This is a genomic window from Tenacibaculum sp. nBUS_03 (genome assembly GCF_051201695.1).
Classification (GTDB): domain Bacteria; phylum Bacteroidota; class Bacteroidia; order Flavobacteriales; family Flavobacteriaceae; genus Polaribacter.
The window spans coordinates 1,015,556-1,031,527 of the sequence record NZ_CP179214.1; the positions used below are offsets into that span (position 1 = coordinate 1,015,556).

A 15,972-nucleotide genomic window follows, 5' to 3' on the forward strand; every position below is an offset into this window, starting at 1 on the left:
TGCAAAATAATGGCAAAAAAAAGGAATAGACGTCCTAATTATTTAATATGGACGTATTAAAACGTCCTAAAAACTTTATCAGGACTTATTCAAGGACTAGATAATGTATACATCTTTCTATATTGAGAAGGAGTGTTTCCTGTAGTGTCTTTAAAGACTTTGTTAAATGTAGACTTTGAGCTAAAACCATTATTATAAGCAATAATTATAATTTGCTCTTTGGTTGTTATCAGTTCTTTTTTGATAGCTTCTATTCTGTAGCTGTTTATGTAATCGTAAAAATTACCACTAGTTTGTGTATTAATAATGTTAGATAATTTTATGGATTTCAGATGCATTTGCTCCGATAGCATAGCCAAAGTGAGACCCTCATTCAAGTATGGTTTTTTGACTTCCATAAGCTCTTGAAGTTTTGCATAAGCTTCTTTGAATTCTTCAATATCATGTTTTTGAATATTTTTTGTGTTAGTTTTTTCATTTTTATCAAGTAAAAAGCTTGCAAAATATTGATTGGTAATATGCACACTAAAATAAATTGCAGCTGCGACAAATGATGATATTAAAAAGGTCTCAATTAGATTTAAGTCAAAGAGAGGATAAATGTAGTTTATGAAAAAAATGATAAGCGGAACAACTAATAATATAGCCCATATTTTAAAGAATTTAGAGAGCCAATTAATTTGAACTCTATCAATTGTAGAGTAATTTGAAAGAATATTTTGATTGTATTGATTTATTTTTTTGTATCCTAGAAACAGATAAATTACGTTCTGAAGAAGGATTACTAATATAAAAATGATTTCCTCAGGAGAGGATGAGTGTGATTGAGTTGCTATTTTAGATTCTTGGTATAAATCATTTAGTTGCGAACTATTATATGAGATAAACAGAGATACAGTTAAAGCTATTGCTACTGTAAACGGTATCAAATGAATGCTTTCTTTAAGATAAGAAAACCTCTCTCTATTTAAAGATTTTGAAAACCAGAAGAGGAAAACTCCATCTAAAAAAAAGAGATTCTGATCTAGAAAAAAGAGCCAAGGCATATTTGTTAAATCGACTGCATCTTTTAAGTAAAATAAGAGGAATCGTATGAACCATAATAGTAATATAGCAATCGAAAATTTATGAATAGCCTTATGTTCCCTTTTTCGTAATAAAAGAAAAATAGTAAATCCTGTGATACAAAATCCTATGCTTAATAATAATTCCATTTTTGTCTAATGTCTCGTCCTGAAATATGGCTACAGGTAAAAATTGAATTTACACTGATAATTTATATCCCATACTTGGAGTTTTAAAGTCTAAAGATAAATGTAATCTTACTTCATTGTATAAATTAATTGCATTTTTTGCAGCTCTCTTTGCGTGTGCTTCGTTATCAAAGGTTTGATCGAGATAAAACTAGTCTTTTAGTATCTCGTTTACACGTTCTGCTATGGCATTTTCATAACAATGATTTTCTTGGATCATACTAATATCTATCTTTTTTCTTTTTAATATTTGCGTGTATACATTACTGCAATATTGTATACCTCTGCCTGAATGATGAATGAGCTGTTTAATATTTTTAGCTTGATAAATAGCCTTATTAAGAGCTCTTACACATCCTTTTAATTCCAGGCTTTCACTAAGGTCATACCCCACTATTTTCCTTGAATACATATCAGTTATTAAGGCCAAGTAACAAAATCCTTTTACGGTTCTAATGTATGTTATATCAGAAACCCAAACTTGGTTAGCTCTAGTAACTTCTAAGTCTTTTATGATGTTATTATATTTATAAAAACGATGATAAGAGTTTGTAGTTCTAGCACTTGTTTTCTTTCTAAGTGTTAGCATCTGATTCTTTCTAAGCACATTAAATAAAGTGTCTCTACCAACTTTAATAGTACCTTTATTAAAATCTACATCTAATGATTTTACAAGTTTACGCACGCCTTCTCTAGGAAGAGATTTGCGTCTTTTTCTAACTATTTTTATAATCTTTTTCTCGAGTTCTAAACGTTTATCAGCTCTAGATTTGTATTTGTAATACGCATCACGTTTAAGACCAAAACAATGTGTTATAGTAGTTAAAGAAGCAAATCTCTTAGATTTTTCTTTAGCTTTAATTAAGCCTTTATAGGTAGCTTTTTTTTAGCTCATTAACTGATTTATAACCAAGGTCTTTAGCTGCTACTTCAAGGTAAGAATCCATTACCATAGCATTGAGGATCTTTTTAAGTAGTAGTTTTTTAAGCTGTTAAATCTCTTTTTGAAGTGCTTTGATTCTAGATATTTCGTCTTTAGTTTCCACTTGTACTCTGGTGTTCATTAAGTCTTTACGTTTGTACTTTTTAATCCACTCATTGACAGTTGTAGGGGCAATAGAGTAGAGTTTACAAAGTTCGCTCTTTGTGTGTTTTCCGATTGTAAGTTCGGCTAATATTTTTAATTTGAAAGGTTCACTGTAACGTCTAATTACTTTGTCATTTCTATACATAATGTTTAAAATTATGTAGCCTTATTTCAGGACGGGTCAGTATGAAGCACAGCGGTTTTGTATATGAGTACTTGCGTGGCTAGCACTTAACTTCGCAAGTACACACCAAGCTGAAAATCCTCACTGATTTTCATAAGTAGACGAGAACAAGCAATTACTTATAGCCATTGTTATAGGTAGATTTTTTGTTTAGAATTCAGATATAAGAATAAAATTATTGAAGCAGATTGAAATGACTTCTTATCAACAGGTGATATAACTATTCCTGTTTTTTCAGTTCCTTTTAAAAGTTCTCCCTTATCTGTCCATTTTATATATGTTCCAGAACCATTATCCATTGTTCCGCTTTTATCAATTTTTATAAGGTTTTGTCCATCTTTGTCTTGTAGAATATTGTCTTCTTTAATTTTTGCTAATAATTTCCCTTCTTTATCCTTCAATGTTCCGTCTCTATTAATTTTTCCAATATCTTCACCATTGATACTAATTATTCCTGTTTCACTTATGGTAATTCCAGTTTTTCCATTTTAGTCTTTAATTTCAAATTTCAAAAATTCAAGTCTATCAGTTTTCGTTCCACAAGAGGCTATAATTACTGATACAAATAAGAAGTAAAATAATTTTTTCATTTTTTAAAAGTTTCTTTATTCTTTAAGATTTTCCGGTACTCTCCAGTTTAAATAGTATTCTGGCCTCTATTTGCCTATGGCGACTCAGCTATGAGTAGTTGCTGACCGTAGGAAGCAATTACTTATAGCTTTTGTTGTAGCCAGTTATTTTTTATAAATTGTTCTTGTCTCTCGTTTTATTATTTTCTCAGTTTCTTTTGTTCGTGATTCTTTTTTCAATCTTTCGCATAACTCAATCACAAAATTTGGTTCAGATTTACTTGCATCGTTCAGCCAATTTCCAACACTGTCTTGAACATACTTTGATTTGTCAGATTTCAAATTTTCTAAAATAGGCAATGCTAATTCTGGTTTCTCTTTTAGTCTGCTTATATGTTTACACCAAACACCTCTGGGTCTTGTGCTTTCAGTTGTAAAACGTCTGATATTTTCATTTTTGCTTTTTGTCCAATTGCTTAAAATATCGATAGATTTTTCTAAATCCCCATCAATTTCAGGTCGTAACGCCATCCAAACAACTTCTCGCACTCCAAAATGATTATCTGCAACTAGCTTTTCAGATTCTTTTAGTTTTTCACTTATACTTAAATTTTCATTTAAAGACTTAAGATATGGTGCGTAACAGCGAATAGAGTCAGATAGATGAGTACTCAAATTGTCAAATATTGAGTTAAGTGTTTTGTCTTTAGAATAAGATTCGTAAAGTGTTGAGCCAACTAATTTAGTTGTATTCATTGTAGAAGGCTTCTTTTGAGTTCTTATTTTTTGAGAAATCAAATGTATGTTTTCTTCCGAAATTCCAATTTCAGTAAAGTTTGTTTGTATGAGCTTTAAATGGTCAATAGCCAACCATTCTGTTAGATTAACCGTTTCAATTTTTCCTAGATTTAACAGCTCCAAAACTTCTTTTGGGATATCTTGGGCTTTTCTTGCTCCTTTTCGGTTAATAATCTCTTTGTTCATTTTACTGATTCTTCTAATTGGCTACAACGTGTTTCCGTATGATTATTGGCACGATTAAGGATCTAATTTAGCAAATAAAAATCGAATAGAAAATCCTCGCGGATCTTCTTAAGTAGTCGATAACCAGCTATCAACTATACACGGCTTAAGTTAGCATTTTATTAAATTAGTTATTTAATCATAAAGAACCAAAGAGTGGAATAAGGTTATGATACACGTAGAGACTATGATCTCGTCAACATTGATAATCACTACTCTTTTCTATGTTAAATTCGTTCAGTTCTATGAAGCTTTAGACTTCGATTTCAAGTTGTTGAATTCACAATAGAGTGGCTCTTTACAATCCTTTTTTCTTATGAATAAAGATATAAAATATTTAGGAATAGACATTAGTAAAGACGTCTTTGATGTATACGACAATAACAAAGCCCATTATCAGTTTACCAATGGCAGTTCAGGCTTTAAAAAGTTTTTAAAATTATTAGATACAAATTCCATTTGCGTTATGGAAGCCACAGGGTATTACCATAGTCGTTTAGCATATTTTTTACTTGAAGCAGGTATCGGAGTTTGTGTGGTTAATCCTTTAAAAATTAAGCGCTATATCCAAATGAATCTATCGAAAATAAAAACTGATAAGAGTGATGCAAAAATGATTCAGCAATATGCAAAAGATTGCGAACCTAAACTGTGGACTGGGCAATCAAAAAAACAACAAGAAAACTTACAAGTAACTCGTATGCTCAGCATTTACAGCAAACAGAGCACACAACTAAAAAATAAAATACATGGAGAAGAAGTATTAGGTACTCCGGCAAAAGGCGTGGTTAGATCTATTAAAAGGAGTTTGAAAAACCTAGAAAAGGAGATTGAGGTTTTAGAAAAGGCATTGCTCGAAAATGTAAAAAAAGAATACCAAGAATCATTAACTTTACTAAAAAGCATTCCTGGAATAGGTAATAAAACTGCTTTAATGTTACTAGTTCTTACCGATGGATTTCAGCGTTTTCAAAGTGCTAAAGAGTTATGTAGTTATGCTGGACTGACTCCAATAATAAGACAAAGTGGAACTAGTGTTAAAGGACGACCAAGAATTAGTAAAATGGGAAATCCAAAACTGAGAAATTTACTTTTTATGTGCAGTTTTAATGCTTCCAAATACAACCAAGCTTGTAAAGCTCTTTATGATAGAATTGTTGCCAAAGGTAAGAGTAAAAAACTTGCTTTAATAGCAGTGTGTAACAAACTATTAAAACAAGCTTTTTCAATTGTTAAAAACGGGGTTCCCTTCAATAGAGAGTACAAAAGTACTTTGGTTATAAATTAAAGGATTTTTATTTGGTTTTTACCTCAGTTCTTTTGTTGTAGGTAGTTTTTTATTTCATCATTCATTAACAATCTAATAGATTCAAAATAATCCGTTTCAAATGTAATGGAACGAATTTTTTTGATTGAGAACTCAAAGTCATAATTCTCTTCAATTTTCCCATTAGATTTTATCATATCGATTATTAAAATGTCATTTTCAGTTCGATTTATTTTTCCGTAAAACAATTCAGTTTCTCCTTTGTCTTGGAATTCAAATAAGCCATATTTTTTCTCACTCCATTTTAGAGTTTCTAATACATTATTAAATTCAAATCCTTTCAATGCAGGAATATTTTTGTTTTTAAGGTTCAAGACACGTTCAATCTTTTTTTCAGATTCTCCATTAATCCGTTTTTTGATAAACTTCTTTCTGTACAATTTAAATCCGTCAATGACATAATCTACAGGAATATGATTTACTAGAATCCAGTTGTCATTTTCAGATATAAGAACTCCAGTTTCTTTTTCTTTCCAACCTTTTATTTTATAAGTTTCAACTTTCATCTTTTTCAATTATTAAGTCAACGAATTTAGCTTGTTGTAAAGTATTTATGATAAAATCAAAATCTTCTTTTCCGAATATCTTTTCAAGGTTTTTAGTTCCAGTTATTTCAATTAAACAATCTCCAGGAAAACCAGGTCCTTTTGCTGTTATAGCATCATTAAATGCGTCAAGGTTTTTTCCGAAATCCTTTTTAGCAGAGAATTCCATATCTGCAATATATTTGTTCCAAAAGTCTAATTTGGAATTGCAAAACTCTCCGTTTATAAATATTTTTCGCAGATGTTTAATGTTTCCATTTTCGTCTTCTGTAATACTCACAAATGTTTGTTTACTATAGGCGAAGTTGTCAAATACTTTAGAGTAACCTTGATTCAACCATCTTTTGTAGATTAATTTATCATTAAAATACAGATAAAGTTCATTGTCATCTTTAATTTCTTTTCGAAGCATTTGTGTTTGTTTAAATTACCTACAACGGTTTGTGTATGAAATGTAGCGTGTAAAAAGACACTAACTTTTCGGATTAACACAGAGCCGAATTTTTATATTTTGTTTTTAATTTTTCTATTATTAAAGCCAAATTTAAAAATTTAGCGAACTTTATAAATATACATAAACCTTTTGGTTAAGTATTTATTAGCTATGTTTCATACACCTTGTTGTAGTGCGTTTTTATTTCGTTACAATTCGGATTTTTTATTTTGAGCTAAAAGTATAGCACGTTTATACGATTCAAAAAAAATCTCGATTCCATTCTTTTTATCAAAACAATAATCCTTCAAGTGGTAATTATTCTGGAAAGGATTTGATTCTTTTTTTCCGTCTTTAAAATATCTGATTTTCGGTTCGTTATTTTTCGTAAAGACAGTAATTTTTTTTATTGAAATCCCCTCTTTTTTTATCTCAATTCTGTTTGGGTCTAATTCGGCGAGTGGGATTTCCCATTTTTGAAAATAGTCAGTTGTAGATTTTCCTTTGTAAACAATCAGAATATTGTTTTCAAAATCATAATCTGCTTTTTCGTCTATTTCAATTTGATTTGAATCTTCAAAACATTGATTGATGTGTCGAGTGACATTTCCGATACATTCCTCAATACTGTCACTGTTTTTAATTTTATCAATTTCAGTTTGACAGGAAATAAATGTAAAAATAGATATAATATAAAGTACTTTTTTCAATGTGTTTGGATGATTTTTTAAAATGCTCTACAACGTTTAGTGTAAAATGCGTTTTAATGCATTTTTACACCTTGTTGTAGGTAGTTTATTTTTTCATTTTTAGTCTTCTTTCAAAGACTTCCTTCATATATTTTTTCAAGTAGGGCTTTACATCTTCAATCGTCGCTATTTTAGGAAATGTAACTTGTTTATTTCCAAAATATCCACACAAATGAGTCATTACATTTCCTTCTTTATCAAGTGTTAAAGTCAAAGTGTGATCCACTCTTACTTTATCGTCTAATTCTAAAGCGAACTCCATTATGGTTTGAGTACAGAATTGTGCGTTATTAATCAATTTCTTTTTTGAAGTTTCGTTAATCCAATATCTATATTTTAGATTACATTCTTCAAATGTTGAATATTCGTTATCAGAAATAGTCGAAAAGGGATGTCCTTTTTGTAATGGTTTGCCAAATAGCGTTTTGTCACTTTTTTCAAACCAAAACCCTCTGGCAATAACTTCAATAAATTGGTCGTGAAAAGAAAAAATATAATGATTAAAATGAGTTTTCATTTCTTCTACATCTCCTCCAAATTCATAGGAGCTTCCATAGTGTTTTTTTTCATATTCATATCTATCAAGAAGCCATTGAGAGTTTTCTACTTTAAAAATCCAAACTCCTCTTTCGTGAGTTGCCCAATCATAATCAATAGGAAGCATTTCTCCTCTGCAAATTTTTAATGAGTCAAAATTTTCAAAGGTAATTCTACCATAAAGCTCATCTTGAGTATTAAAATAAATTCCAGTAACAGGTTCATTATGGTGAACACTTCCATAATGGACTTGTGGACTTAAAACATTGTCCGCTACTATTGGAATTTTAATTCTATGTACTATTTCGGGTTTCATTATTATTACCTACAACGGACTTGTGTATGAAACGTAGCGTGCAAAAGGACACTAACTTTTCGGATTAACACAGAGCCGAATTTTTATATTTTGTTTTTATTTTACTCTTTTTAAAAGCCAAATTAAAAATTTGGCGGACTTTAGAAATATACACAAACCTTTCGGTTAAGCACTTATTAGCTATGTTTTATACACCGTGTTACCAACTGGCTTTTTACAGTTCATTTTCATAACCTATTTCATTCAAATCGCTTTTAAGTTTTTCAAAATCCTCAAACTCTGGATTTATTTCGAGAACTAAGTCTTTTGATATAATTATTCCGGAATAAATTTTTTCTACTAATTCTAATTTAAGGTCTCTATTTTCGAATTCTTCTTCATAATATTCTTCAGCCCAATTTTTGTAAGTCAAAGGCTTTCCGTCTAACAACTGTAATAAATCGCTTGAACCATCTTTATATTCATCATTAGGTAATTCAATTCCTCCTATTTTCCAGTTATCGTCAGTTTTCATTTGCCAAATACAAAAAGTTGTTCCAATACTTTTGACAGGTTCTCCAAAGATAAATTCGTTAAATTCTTTTGGTAATTTATCAAGAATTCCGTCCGCAATTTCTTGAGTCAATTCCGTTTTTACTTCTTTTTTTGAGTCAAATAATTTTTCGAAAAACGATGTTTTTTCTTCTACAGTAATATTTTTCCATCCATTCAGTTCACTCCCGTGAGCAAATCCGTTTATACAAGTTCCATCTTTGCTAAAAACGATTAGCATTTGGTCTCCTTGCCCATTTCGCATTTCACAAAATTCTTCTGTTTCACTCCAATGTTTTTGATAAGAGTAATATCTGTATTCCCATTCAGGACAAATGATTGCTTCTAAAGCAGAAATTGATTTACAAATCTTTTTTAATTCACTTTGAGAGGGAAGAAGCTTTAAATTTTCAGTAGAAATTTGTTCCATTTACAGATTTTTATTCGGCTTGTTGGTAACGTTTTGGCTATGAGTAGTTGTGTGAGTTAGCACTAAACTTTGCAAGTACACACCAAACTGAAAATCTTCGTGGATTTTCAGAAGTAGGCGAGAACAAGCAATTACTTATAGCAATTGTTGTGCATAGTTATTTTTTATTCCAGTTCTTTTCAAATTGGTCGATATATTGCAAATATCTTTTATCTTTAGTTGAGTATTTTCTCGTTAATTCAGCCCATTCATCAAATTTCTTTTTATTCTTGAGTTTGAAATAGGCTTGAGCCATATTAACTGACATTTCACTTTTCTCAAAGTCGTTGTCCGATTTTTTAATTCCTTTTCGATATGTTTTTTCGGCGTCTTCTACTTTATTTAAACCTAAATAAGAATAGCCTAACTCTCTGAAAAAGTAATAGTTTTTAGAGTTATTCTCAATTGCTTTTTCCAAAATAGGAATTGCTTTTTCGAACTGTCCCAAATGATTGTAAGCAAAAGCTAATTCAAATTCAAGTCCGTCAAAATGAGGCTCTATTTCATAAGCCTTTAATAAAGGATTTAGAGCTTGTTCACAAGCACCAACGTGATTGTAATGATAGCCTTCTTGCTTTAAATAGTCCACTTGGTCAGAACCTTCTTTGTAAATCGATAACCATTCAGGTTCTTTAGGTAAATTCAAAGCAGAAATTTGATTGTCAGTCAAAACAGAAACTAAACTTGTGTTGGGTTCAAGTCGATATTTCATAAATCCGACAGTAGAATCTAGTTTGATGTTTATTAATTCTTTCTCTTTTATTTGAAATTTAGTTTCATAATTAAAGGTAAAACCTGCTTGATTGTCCAAATAAATATATCCATAAGCATAAGTTGAATCAGTATCTTTTTTTGGAAAAGCAACCCATTTATCAACTGCGTTAAAATACTTTGTGTCAAATTTTAATTCAGTCAGATTATTTTGTGAAAACCCAATGTTTGAGATTAATATCAGAGCTAAAATGGTTATTCTCATAGTTCGTTTTTAATTATGCACAACGTGTTTGTATATGGTTTGTTGCGTGTTTTAAACACCTAATTTAGCAAATAAAAACCGAATAGAAAATCCACGAGGATTTTCGTAAGTAGGCTAGAACTAGCAATAAATTATATACGGTGTTAGCAATAGTAATTTTATTAAATGCAATCAATATTTTCAATGAAATAATTCTTAATCATAATATATTTCAAGTCTATATTTCCATCTTCTGTTTCCAATCGGATTAATTTCATTGGACTTTCCTTAAGTAACTCTTTGTCAGTTTTTGTGAATTGAATTAAATAAGTTGAACGTTTTCCACAATCAGTTTCTCCTTTGTTTTGTAAACGAATGATTGTTCCGTTTTCGAGTTTTATATTGATTTTACTGTTTTTTGTAATGCAATAAGAAATAGCGTCTAATTCTGCTGTCATCCACAATTCTCTGTTTATACTTTTTAAATTTATGAATAAAGGAAATCCAGGGTTTGTTGGTTTTGCAATTCCAGCATAATGAAGTGCTTTTTTTCTATAACCTTCAAATTCGTCTATTTCGTCTTGAACAAAATTACAAGGTTTGTAATAACTTGGAATTTCAACATCTTTCTTTTCGATTTTTCCTAAATCTTTTTCCTTGTCTATGTTTACGAAAAAACAGTTAGTATATTCTTTAATAATTTTTGCTCTTTTTTCTTTTAAATCTATTATCTTGTCAATTCCATTTAGATTCACGGATTTTATTGTTTTTGTTGCAAATAATTCTAAATCTTTATATGAAATTCCTTGTTGATTTATTTGAATAGTTTGCTTATTTATTACTTCCGATTTTGAATTTTTATCAAATGTTATTTTTAGATTTTCTCCACTTTCAAAATCAAATTCGATAGTTTGTCCATTGTCATTTACATTTTCAGAAGTTGATGTACTTATTAAATTTATAACTCTATCTTTTAGTTCAAATGAAATCGTGTAATTTGATTTAAAATTCACTTTATATGACATAAATGCTGATTTAAGCACTTTGTTTTTCGTAACAAAATCAGTTTTATTAATTGCGAGTTTATTTTCGCAATCTTGTCCGAAATTTTTTATTGTTAGAAGTAAAAATAAAATCAATAAGGTTTGTTTCATAGTTCGTTTTTTTTATTATTGCTAACGTTTCGGCTAAGCTGCGTTTTAATGCAGTTTAGGTTGTGTTGTGGTTAGTTTTTTATTTTCAGTTTTAAATATTTTATTTCTTTTTTACAATCAGTTCGAAATTCAGATTCGAGTTTTAAATAATAGGCGTCTTTCAAGACTTTTAACTCAATAGTTTTCCACCCCTCAATTCCAATAACGTATTGTTCCTTAGTTTTCAAATCCGTCAATGTGATTTCCTCTTCTCCATAATAGTTTGAATAAGAAATAGCTGTTTCTCCATTGGAAGTCAAAGGTTTTCCCGATGTAAAGCAAGTCAATCCATTTTTCAAGTCAACTGATAAAAATCCCCAACTTTCGTAGCCTGTAATTTCAATCAGTGCGTTTCCACAATAAGTTCCTTTGAATTTATAATCTGAATATTCTTTTGTTTGGACTTTATATCTGCAAGCTTTTAATTCAGGCGTTTTTATTCCAATTCCAATATTTTGGTTTGCAGAAAATGTATAACAAGAGTCTTTAAGTTTGAAAATTTCAGGATATTTTTTGGTTAGCTCAAGTTCTGATTTTGCCTCAAATTCAATAAGTTTTTCCGAAATTCCAACGACTTTTTCGTATTCCAATTTTTCAATAAGCTCAGATTTTATGTTTAGAATATTCGATAAATTCCGTATTTCAAAATCGCAATTTTGACCCCAAGAAAATTGATCAATTATAAGTAGAAATATTAAAATCATCGTTCTATTCATTGGCTTAGTCAAATTAACCACAACGTTTTTGGCTAAGCTGCGTTTTAATGCAGTTTAGGTGGTGTTGTATTTAGTCAAAATTTCAATTATCTGAATATCTGAATTTCCCCTAAATGAATCCATCATTAAATTATAAATTGGTTCTATTGTTTCAACGGTAGGGATTTTTTTAAAAAACTTTCTTATAAACTCTTTCCTAGGCTCCAGAGAAACTAGAAACAAATCAGTTTCTCCGTCAATATTTCCTGCGCTTATGTAAACTGAGAATTTAAATTGATCCAAACGAATTTCATAGGCATAATCCGTTGGATATAAATCAGCAACTTGAACACCGTTTTCTTCAAGGTTCTTTTTTATAAATTCAGCTAGTTTTTTTCCAAAACGTCCTGGATTTATCTCATTTTCCTCGTCAAGATATGCAGGGAATAAATCTGTTTTTATTTGAATATCTGTCTTCATTTATATTTATTAAATACAACGTTTAAGGATATGAAAAGTTGCGAATTTTAGTTCGGAAGTTTTCATAGCTTTTTTGGATATCAAATTTAGTAAAAAATTTGAAACCAGTAAGAATGTAGCAATTTTTTATATGCATTGTTACCCTTTTTAGTGCTACACAAACCAAATGTAAAACCAAAGCCATACTAAATACTCCTAAAACCAACCGAGGCAGAACGCTAGCCTTAACTATATAAACAGAAAACACCTTTAATTTTAAACAATCAAACATGGAAGATATACTCAACCATAAAGCGTTTAGGTTGGTACATAATTTTATGCACCAACACCTTTTTTGGAATAAGAACGTGTCAGAACGCCAGCCTATAATTTTTCAATTACAAACTACATATTCAATATTTTCAACATATTTTTAAATGAACAGAGAACACTTTGGCGTTTAGTTCTCAAAAAAGGATATTAATCTAATAATTTGCTAAATCAACAATATTTTTAAAATACTTTCTCGAGCTTTTTAGTAATCTCAAATTTCATTCAGCACTATTAATGGTAACGGTTAGTATAAGAAACGTAGGGCAATAAATAAGCACTATCGTTTCGGTTTATTACTTAGCTAAATATAAATATTTTGCTTTTATCTTTTTTACTATAAATGCCAAATTTTATATTTGGCGGACTTTGTTAATAAGCACAGACCTTTCGGTCTAGCTCAAACGCCCTATGTTTTTTATACCTTGTTAGCTGTAGGCTTTTTTTCGTCAAAATACTGACTCAATTTATAATAGTACTCTTTCTCTTTTTTATGAATTTTTTGTAATCGAACTTCTGCTCTTTCAACTCTTTTCTTTTCTTCAAACTCTTTCTCAAATTTCATTTTTATTGATTCCTTTTTTTCTCCTCCTTTGAAATATGAATTCAAAACTAAACTTGAAAATTTATTTAATGATTTAAAGAGGTTTTCATCTAGGGTTAGAGGTAATGAAGATGGAAGATAGTTATCAAGAGATTGGTTTTCAAATTGATTTTGTATGTTACATAAAAAAAGTAAATCTAAGTCGGCTAATCCTTTTAATAGACCTTTATTTGTTAACTTAATAATTTTTCTAATCGTAAAGTCTTTATCATTTGTATACTTAGTAATTACATCTTGGTTATTCTTATCATTATTTGATATGTTATAGCTTATATGATTAGCTAAACAGAGCTTTACAATTTTACTGTTTAGGTATTTAGTTTGCAAATCAGGAGCTAGTTCTTTACCTACTTGATGCGGTGTTGTTAGGACACCTGTGCCGTCTTTAAGGGGAAAGCCATCAAATTCACCAAATCCCCGTTTAAATTCAAATTTCCAGTCAGTAGAATTAATCTTTTTTAATTCATTTTTTATTAAATTGATATCATATTTGATGTTTTCAAAATGATGTTTTGTTAATTCATAATTATAAATGCCTTCTGTGTAAACCCTTACATTCAAATTATCTTCAATTAAATTTTTTAGTTTTTTATATTTTTCCCAATGTTCAATTTCATTTTTTATGTCTTTTTGTTCATAAAATTCAAAGAAAACGGTTGGTCTAATTAAAATAGAAATCTTAATAGTTTCTTGAAATTTTAAGAAATCAAAAAAGACCAGAATAGATAATAAATTAGGTGTCGGTTTTTCGTTCAAATCATTTAGTCTCATTAAAATATTTGAGTCTAATATTAATCTGTATGGTTCTTCAAGTTTTAATGATGATGAAAACTGCCACATTAATTGGTCAAGAAATTTACGGAACTGAAATTTCTCTTTTTCACTGTAAGAATGATAATGTTTAGATAGGTTTTCCATTTAGTTTTTCGCTTACAGCTAACGGTTTGTGTATGAAACGTAGTGTGTAAAAAGACACTAACTTTGCGGATTAACACAGAGCCTAATTTTTATATTTCGTTTTTAATTTATCTCTTCTTAAAAGCCAAATTAAAAATTTGGCGGACTTTATTAGTATACACAAACCTTTCGGTTTAGTACTTATTAGCTATGTTTTATACACCGTGTTGTACGCCGTAGTTTATTTCCAAAATTTCCACCATTCTTTTTCATTCGATTGTTCAACTCCTTTTTCTTGTTCAACTAATTTTTTAGCAAGATCAAAATCCCATCCAATTTCAGCTCGTTTGTGTGGTCCTTCGTGCCAAGAGTCATAAATGACAATATTTCCAAAAGATTCTATTAGCTGAACAAGCGATTCAGTTCCACCAAAAGGCATTCCACCAGGGTTGTAATATAAAATTCCTTTGTCATCTAATTTCTCAATTTTCATCAATTCATAATCTCCTTGAAAAATCACATAAATCATTGAATCTAAACTCCAGTTGTCTGCTGTGTTGAACATTGGGTGTTTTAATCGTATTTCCGGTTCCGTCAATTTCCAGAGTTTATCATAAACTTTCCGCTGTTCCGAATTTGGTTTGAGTTCGATTTTATTGAACCACTTTTCCGCGTCTGAATCCAAATATTCAATCCAATCTTCAATTTCGCTCGAAGGTTCTGTTCCTGTCTCAAAATATTTTTCTTTTTCTTCTTTTAGTTTTAGAAAAAGAGTTTTCAATTTTTCATTCCGATTCGCATCTCCGATTTTATATTCTATGTAGAAATTGTGTTCCTGCATTTTTTCTCCTATGGCGTACAACGGTTTGGCTAAGCTGCGTTTTAATGCAGTTTAGGTGGTGTTAGCAAATGTTTTCTTTTTTTGATCTTCCAACCAATTACAATAAAGTGATTCCAGATTCCTTTTTTTAATTCTACTTCAATTAAATAGTTTTTTGAATCATCTTTTAGCAAATCAATAATTTCTTTGTTTACTTTAAAACTTTCTTTAACCCCTTCATATTCATACCATATTTTGTTTCCTCCTGTGAGAATTTGGGTTCTGCCTCCTTTTTCTTCATTATAAGAGTCAATTTCAAAATCAACAATTTTAAATTCTGTTTTTTCTATTTCATTTTTATTAATAATTTGGAAAGCAAAATCAGCAATTGTGTGAAATGATAAGAAAGAAAACATTGTAGCAATTACTAAAACAAATCCGAAATACATTAGTTTATTAATTAAAGTGTCATTAACTCTAAAAACATAAATAAGATTTTTTCGTTGATAAATACCCAGAGTGGCTATTCCTAAAATTATAGGCCCCCAAAGAATGAATATATCATATCTAATATCACCTCCAATTAATTTTTCATCAAATAAAAGATGTTTAATAATTGTTATAACTGCAAAGAAAACAAAAAAAATATAGTGTAAATCGTCTTTTTTCTTATCAATTTCAATAAATTCTTTTTCGGTCATTTATTAATATTTGCTAACGTTTAAGGATATGAAAAGTTGCGAATTTTATTTCGGAAGTTTTCATAGCTTTTTTAAGTATCAAATTTAGTAAAATATTTGAAACCAGTAAGAATGTAGCAATTTTTTATATGCATTGTTACCCTTTTTAGTGCTACATAAACCAAATGTAAAACCAAAGCCATACTAAATACTCCTAAAACCAACCGAGGCAGAACGCTAGCCTTAACTATATAAACAGAAAACACCTTTAATTTTAAACAATCAAACATGGAAGATGCACTAAACCATAAAGCGT

At 29.6% G+C, this 15,972-nt stretch carries 18 protein-coding genes; 1 reads left to right on the top strand and 17 read right to left on the bottom strand.

Going from position 1 to position 15,972, the window contains the following annotated elements:
• Positions 1–89: 89 nt before the first annotated feature.
• From ACMFBB_RS04605 to ACMFBB_RS04625, 5 genes are all read right to left on the bottom strand, one after another.
• Positions 90–1,214: a helix-turn-helix domain-containing protein gene (locus ACMFBB_RS04605; RefSeq protein ID WP_435263289.1), complete on the bottom strand. Its 1,125-nt coding sequence runs from the start codon at positions 1,212–1,214 to the stop codon at positions 90–92.
• 190 nt (positions 1,215–1,404) lie between these two features.
• Complete coding sequence (locus ACMFBB_RS04610; RefSeq protein ID WP_435264270.1) at positions 1,405–2,115, bottom strand: IS3 family transposase; 711 nt, start codon at positions 2,113–2,115, stop codon at positions 1,405–1,407.
• A 130-nt stretch (positions 2,116–2,245) separates the two neighbouring features.
• Positions 2,246–2,485, bottom strand: coding sequence for a transposase (locus tag ACMFBB_RS04615; protein ID WP_435263290.1), 240 nt, complete (start codon positions 2,483–2,485; stop codon positions 2,246–2,248).
• Between the two features lie 170 nt (positions 2,486–2,655).
• Complete coding sequence (locus tag ACMFBB_RS04620) at positions 2,656–2,925, bottom strand: hypothetical protein (RefSeq protein ID WP_435263291.1); 270 nt, start codon at positions 2,923–2,925, stop codon at positions 2,656–2,658.
• A gap of 333 nt (positions 2,926–3,258) precedes the next feature.
• Positions 3,259–4,077 carry a DNA alkylation repair protein gene (locus ACMFBB_RS04625; protein WP_435263292.1) on the bottom strand — a complete coding sequence of 273 codons (819 nt, stop codon included), beginning with the start codon at positions 4,075–4,077 and terminating at the stop codon, positions 3,259–3,261.
• Between the two features lie 355 nt (positions 4,078–4,432).
• Here ACMFBB_RS04625 and ACMFBB_RS04630 point away from each other — a divergent pair, with 355 nt between their 5' ends.
• Complete coding sequence (locus ACMFBB_RS04630; RefSeq protein WP_435263293.1) at positions 4,433–5,404, top strand: IS110 family transposase; 972 nt, start codon at positions 4,433–4,435, stop codon at positions 5,402–5,404.
• Between the two features lie 23 nt (positions 5,405–5,427).
• Here the strand turns inward: ACMFBB_RS04630 and ACMFBB_RS04635 are convergent, their stop codons facing one another.
• The 12 genes from ACMFBB_RS04635 to ACMFBB_RS04690 form a co-directional block, all read right to left on the bottom strand.
• On the bottom strand, positions 5,428–5,949 hold the full coding sequence (locus tag ACMFBB_RS04635) for a hypothetical protein (protein WP_435263294.1): 522 nt from the start codon (positions 5,947–5,949) through the stop codon (positions 5,428–5,430).
• On the bottom strand, positions 5,939–6,400 hold the full coding sequence (locus ACMFBB_RS04640) for a barstar family protein (RefSeq protein WP_435263295.1): 462 nt from the start codon (positions 6,398–6,400) through the stop codon (positions 5,939–5,941). Before ACMFBB_RS04640 ends, ACMFBB_RS04635 begins: the two co-directional genes overlap by 11 nt.
• Positions 6,401–6,630: 230 nt before the next feature.
• A complete protein-coding gene (locus ACMFBB_RS04645) occupies positions 6,631–7,131 on the bottom strand; it encodes a hypothetical protein (protein WP_435263296.1) in 501 nt (166 codons plus the stop codon).
• Between the two features lie 85 nt (positions 7,132–7,216).
• Positions 7,217–8,023, bottom strand: coding sequence for a hypothetical protein (locus tag ACMFBB_RS04650; protein ID WP_435263297.1), 807 nt, complete (start codon positions 8,021–8,023; stop codon positions 7,217–7,219).
• A gap of 214 nt (positions 8,024–8,237) precedes the next feature.
• Positions 8,238–8,984, bottom strand: coding sequence for a hypothetical protein (locus ACMFBB_RS04655; protein ID WP_435263298.1), 747 nt, complete (start codon positions 8,982–8,984; stop codon positions 8,238–8,240).
• Between the two features lie 157 nt (positions 8,985–9,141).
• Positions 9,142–9,999, bottom strand: a complete 858-nt coding sequence (locus ACMFBB_RS04660) for a tetratricopeptide repeat protein (RefSeq protein WP_435263299.1) — start codon at positions 9,997–9,999, stop codon at positions 9,142–9,144.
• A 161-nt stretch (positions 10,000–10,160) separates the two neighbouring features.
• Positions 10,161–11,132, bottom strand: a complete 972-nt coding sequence (locus ACMFBB_RS04665) for a hypothetical protein (protein WP_435263300.1) — start codon at positions 11,130–11,132, stop codon at positions 10,161–10,163.
• A gap of 71 nt (positions 11,133–11,203) precedes the next feature.
• Positions 11,204–11,761, bottom strand: a complete 558-nt coding sequence (locus ACMFBB_RS04670; protein ID WP_435263301.1) for a hypothetical protein — start codon at positions 11,759–11,761, stop codon at positions 11,204–11,206.
• A 180-nt stretch (positions 11,762–11,941) separates the two neighbouring features.
• The gene (locus tag ACMFBB_RS04675; RefSeq protein ID WP_435263302.1) at positions 11,942–12,346 is read right to left on the bottom strand and encodes a hypothetical protein; all 405 of its coding nucleotides are present in this window, start codon (positions 12,344–12,346) and stop codon (positions 11,942–11,944) included.
• A 727-nt stretch (positions 12,347–13,073) separates the two neighbouring features.
• Positions 13,074–14,177 carry a hypothetical protein gene (locus tag ACMFBB_RS04680; protein WP_435263303.1) on the bottom strand — a complete coding sequence of 368 codons (1,104 nt, stop codon included), beginning with the start codon at positions 14,175–14,177 and terminating at the stop codon, positions 13,074–13,076.
• Between the two features lie 220 nt (positions 14,178–14,397).
• Entirely contained in the window at positions 14,398–14,997 is a 600-nt protein-coding gene (locus ACMFBB_RS04685) for a hypothetical protein (protein WP_435263304.1), read from the bottom strand.
• A 41-nt stretch (positions 14,998–15,038) separates the two neighbouring features.
• Positions 15,039–15,677 (bottom strand): hypothetical protein, encoded by a 639-nt coding sequence (locus tag ACMFBB_RS04690; protein WP_435263305.1) that lies wholly within the window; start codon positions 15,675–15,677, stop codon positions 15,039–15,041.
• Positions 15,678–15,972 lie beyond the last annotated feature (295 nt).

What these genes read in the sequence shown, in the direction of transcription:
- ACMFBB_RS04650 (WP_435263297.1), bottom strand. Translation starts at nt 8,023, where the DNA reads ATGAAACCCGAAATAGTACATAGAATTAAAATTCCAATAGTAGCGGAC.
- ACMFBB_RS04615 (WP_435263290.1), bottom strand. Translation starts at nt 2,485, where the DNA reads ATGTATAGAAATGACAAAGTAATTAGACGTTACAGTGAACCTTTCAAA.
- ACMFBB_RS04660 (WP_435263299.1), bottom strand. Translation starts at nt 9,999, where the DNA reads ATGAGAATAACCATTTTAGCTCTGATATTAATCTCAAACATTGGGTTT.
- ACMFBB_RS04625 (WP_435263292.1), bottom strand. Translation starts at nt 4,077, where the DNA reads ATGAACAAAGAGATTATTAACCGAAAAGGAGCAAGAAAAGCCCAAGAT.
- ACMFBB_RS04655 (WP_435263298.1), bottom strand. Translation starts at nt 8,984, where the DNA reads ATGGAACAAATTTCTACTGAAAATTTAAAGCTTCTTCCCTCTCAAAGT.
- ACMFBB_RS04680 (WP_435263303.1), bottom strand. Translation starts at nt 14,177, where the DNA reads ATGGAAAACCTATCTAAACATTATCATTCTTACAGTGAAAAAGAGAAA.
- ACMFBB_RS04690 (WP_435263305.1), bottom strand. Translation starts at nt 15,677, where the DNA reads ATGACCGAAAAAGAATTTATTGAAATTGATAAGAAAAAAGACGATTTA.
- ACMFBB_RS04635 (WP_435263294.1), bottom strand. Translation starts at nt 5,949, where the DNA reads ATGAAAGTTGAAACTTATAAAATAAAAGGTTGGAAAGAAAAAGAAACT.
- ACMFBB_RS04685 (WP_435263304.1), bottom strand. Translation starts at nt 14,997, where the DNA reads ATGCAGGAACACAATTTCTACATAGAATATAAAATCGGAGATGCGAAT.
- ACMFBB_RS04605 (WP_435263289.1), bottom strand. Translation starts at nt 1,214, where the DNA reads ATGGAATTATTATTAAGCATAGGATTTTGTATCACAGGATTTACTATT.
- ACMFBB_RS04665 (WP_435263300.1), bottom strand. Translation starts at nt 11,132, where the DNA reads ATGAAACAAACCTTATTGATTTTATTTTTACTTCTAACAATAAAAAAT.
- ACMFBB_RS04640 (WP_435263295.1), bottom strand. Translation starts at nt 6,400, where the DNA reads ATGCTTCGAAAAGAAATTAAAGATGACAATGAACTTTATCTGTATTTT.
- ACMFBB_RS04630 (WP_435263293.1), top strand. Translation starts at nt 4,433, where the DNA reads ATGAATAAAGATATAAAATATTTAGGAATAGACATTAGTAAAGACGTC.
- ACMFBB_RS04675 (WP_435263302.1), bottom strand. Translation starts at nt 12,346, where the DNA reads ATGAAGACAGATATTCAAATAAAAACAGATTTATTCCCTGCATATCTT.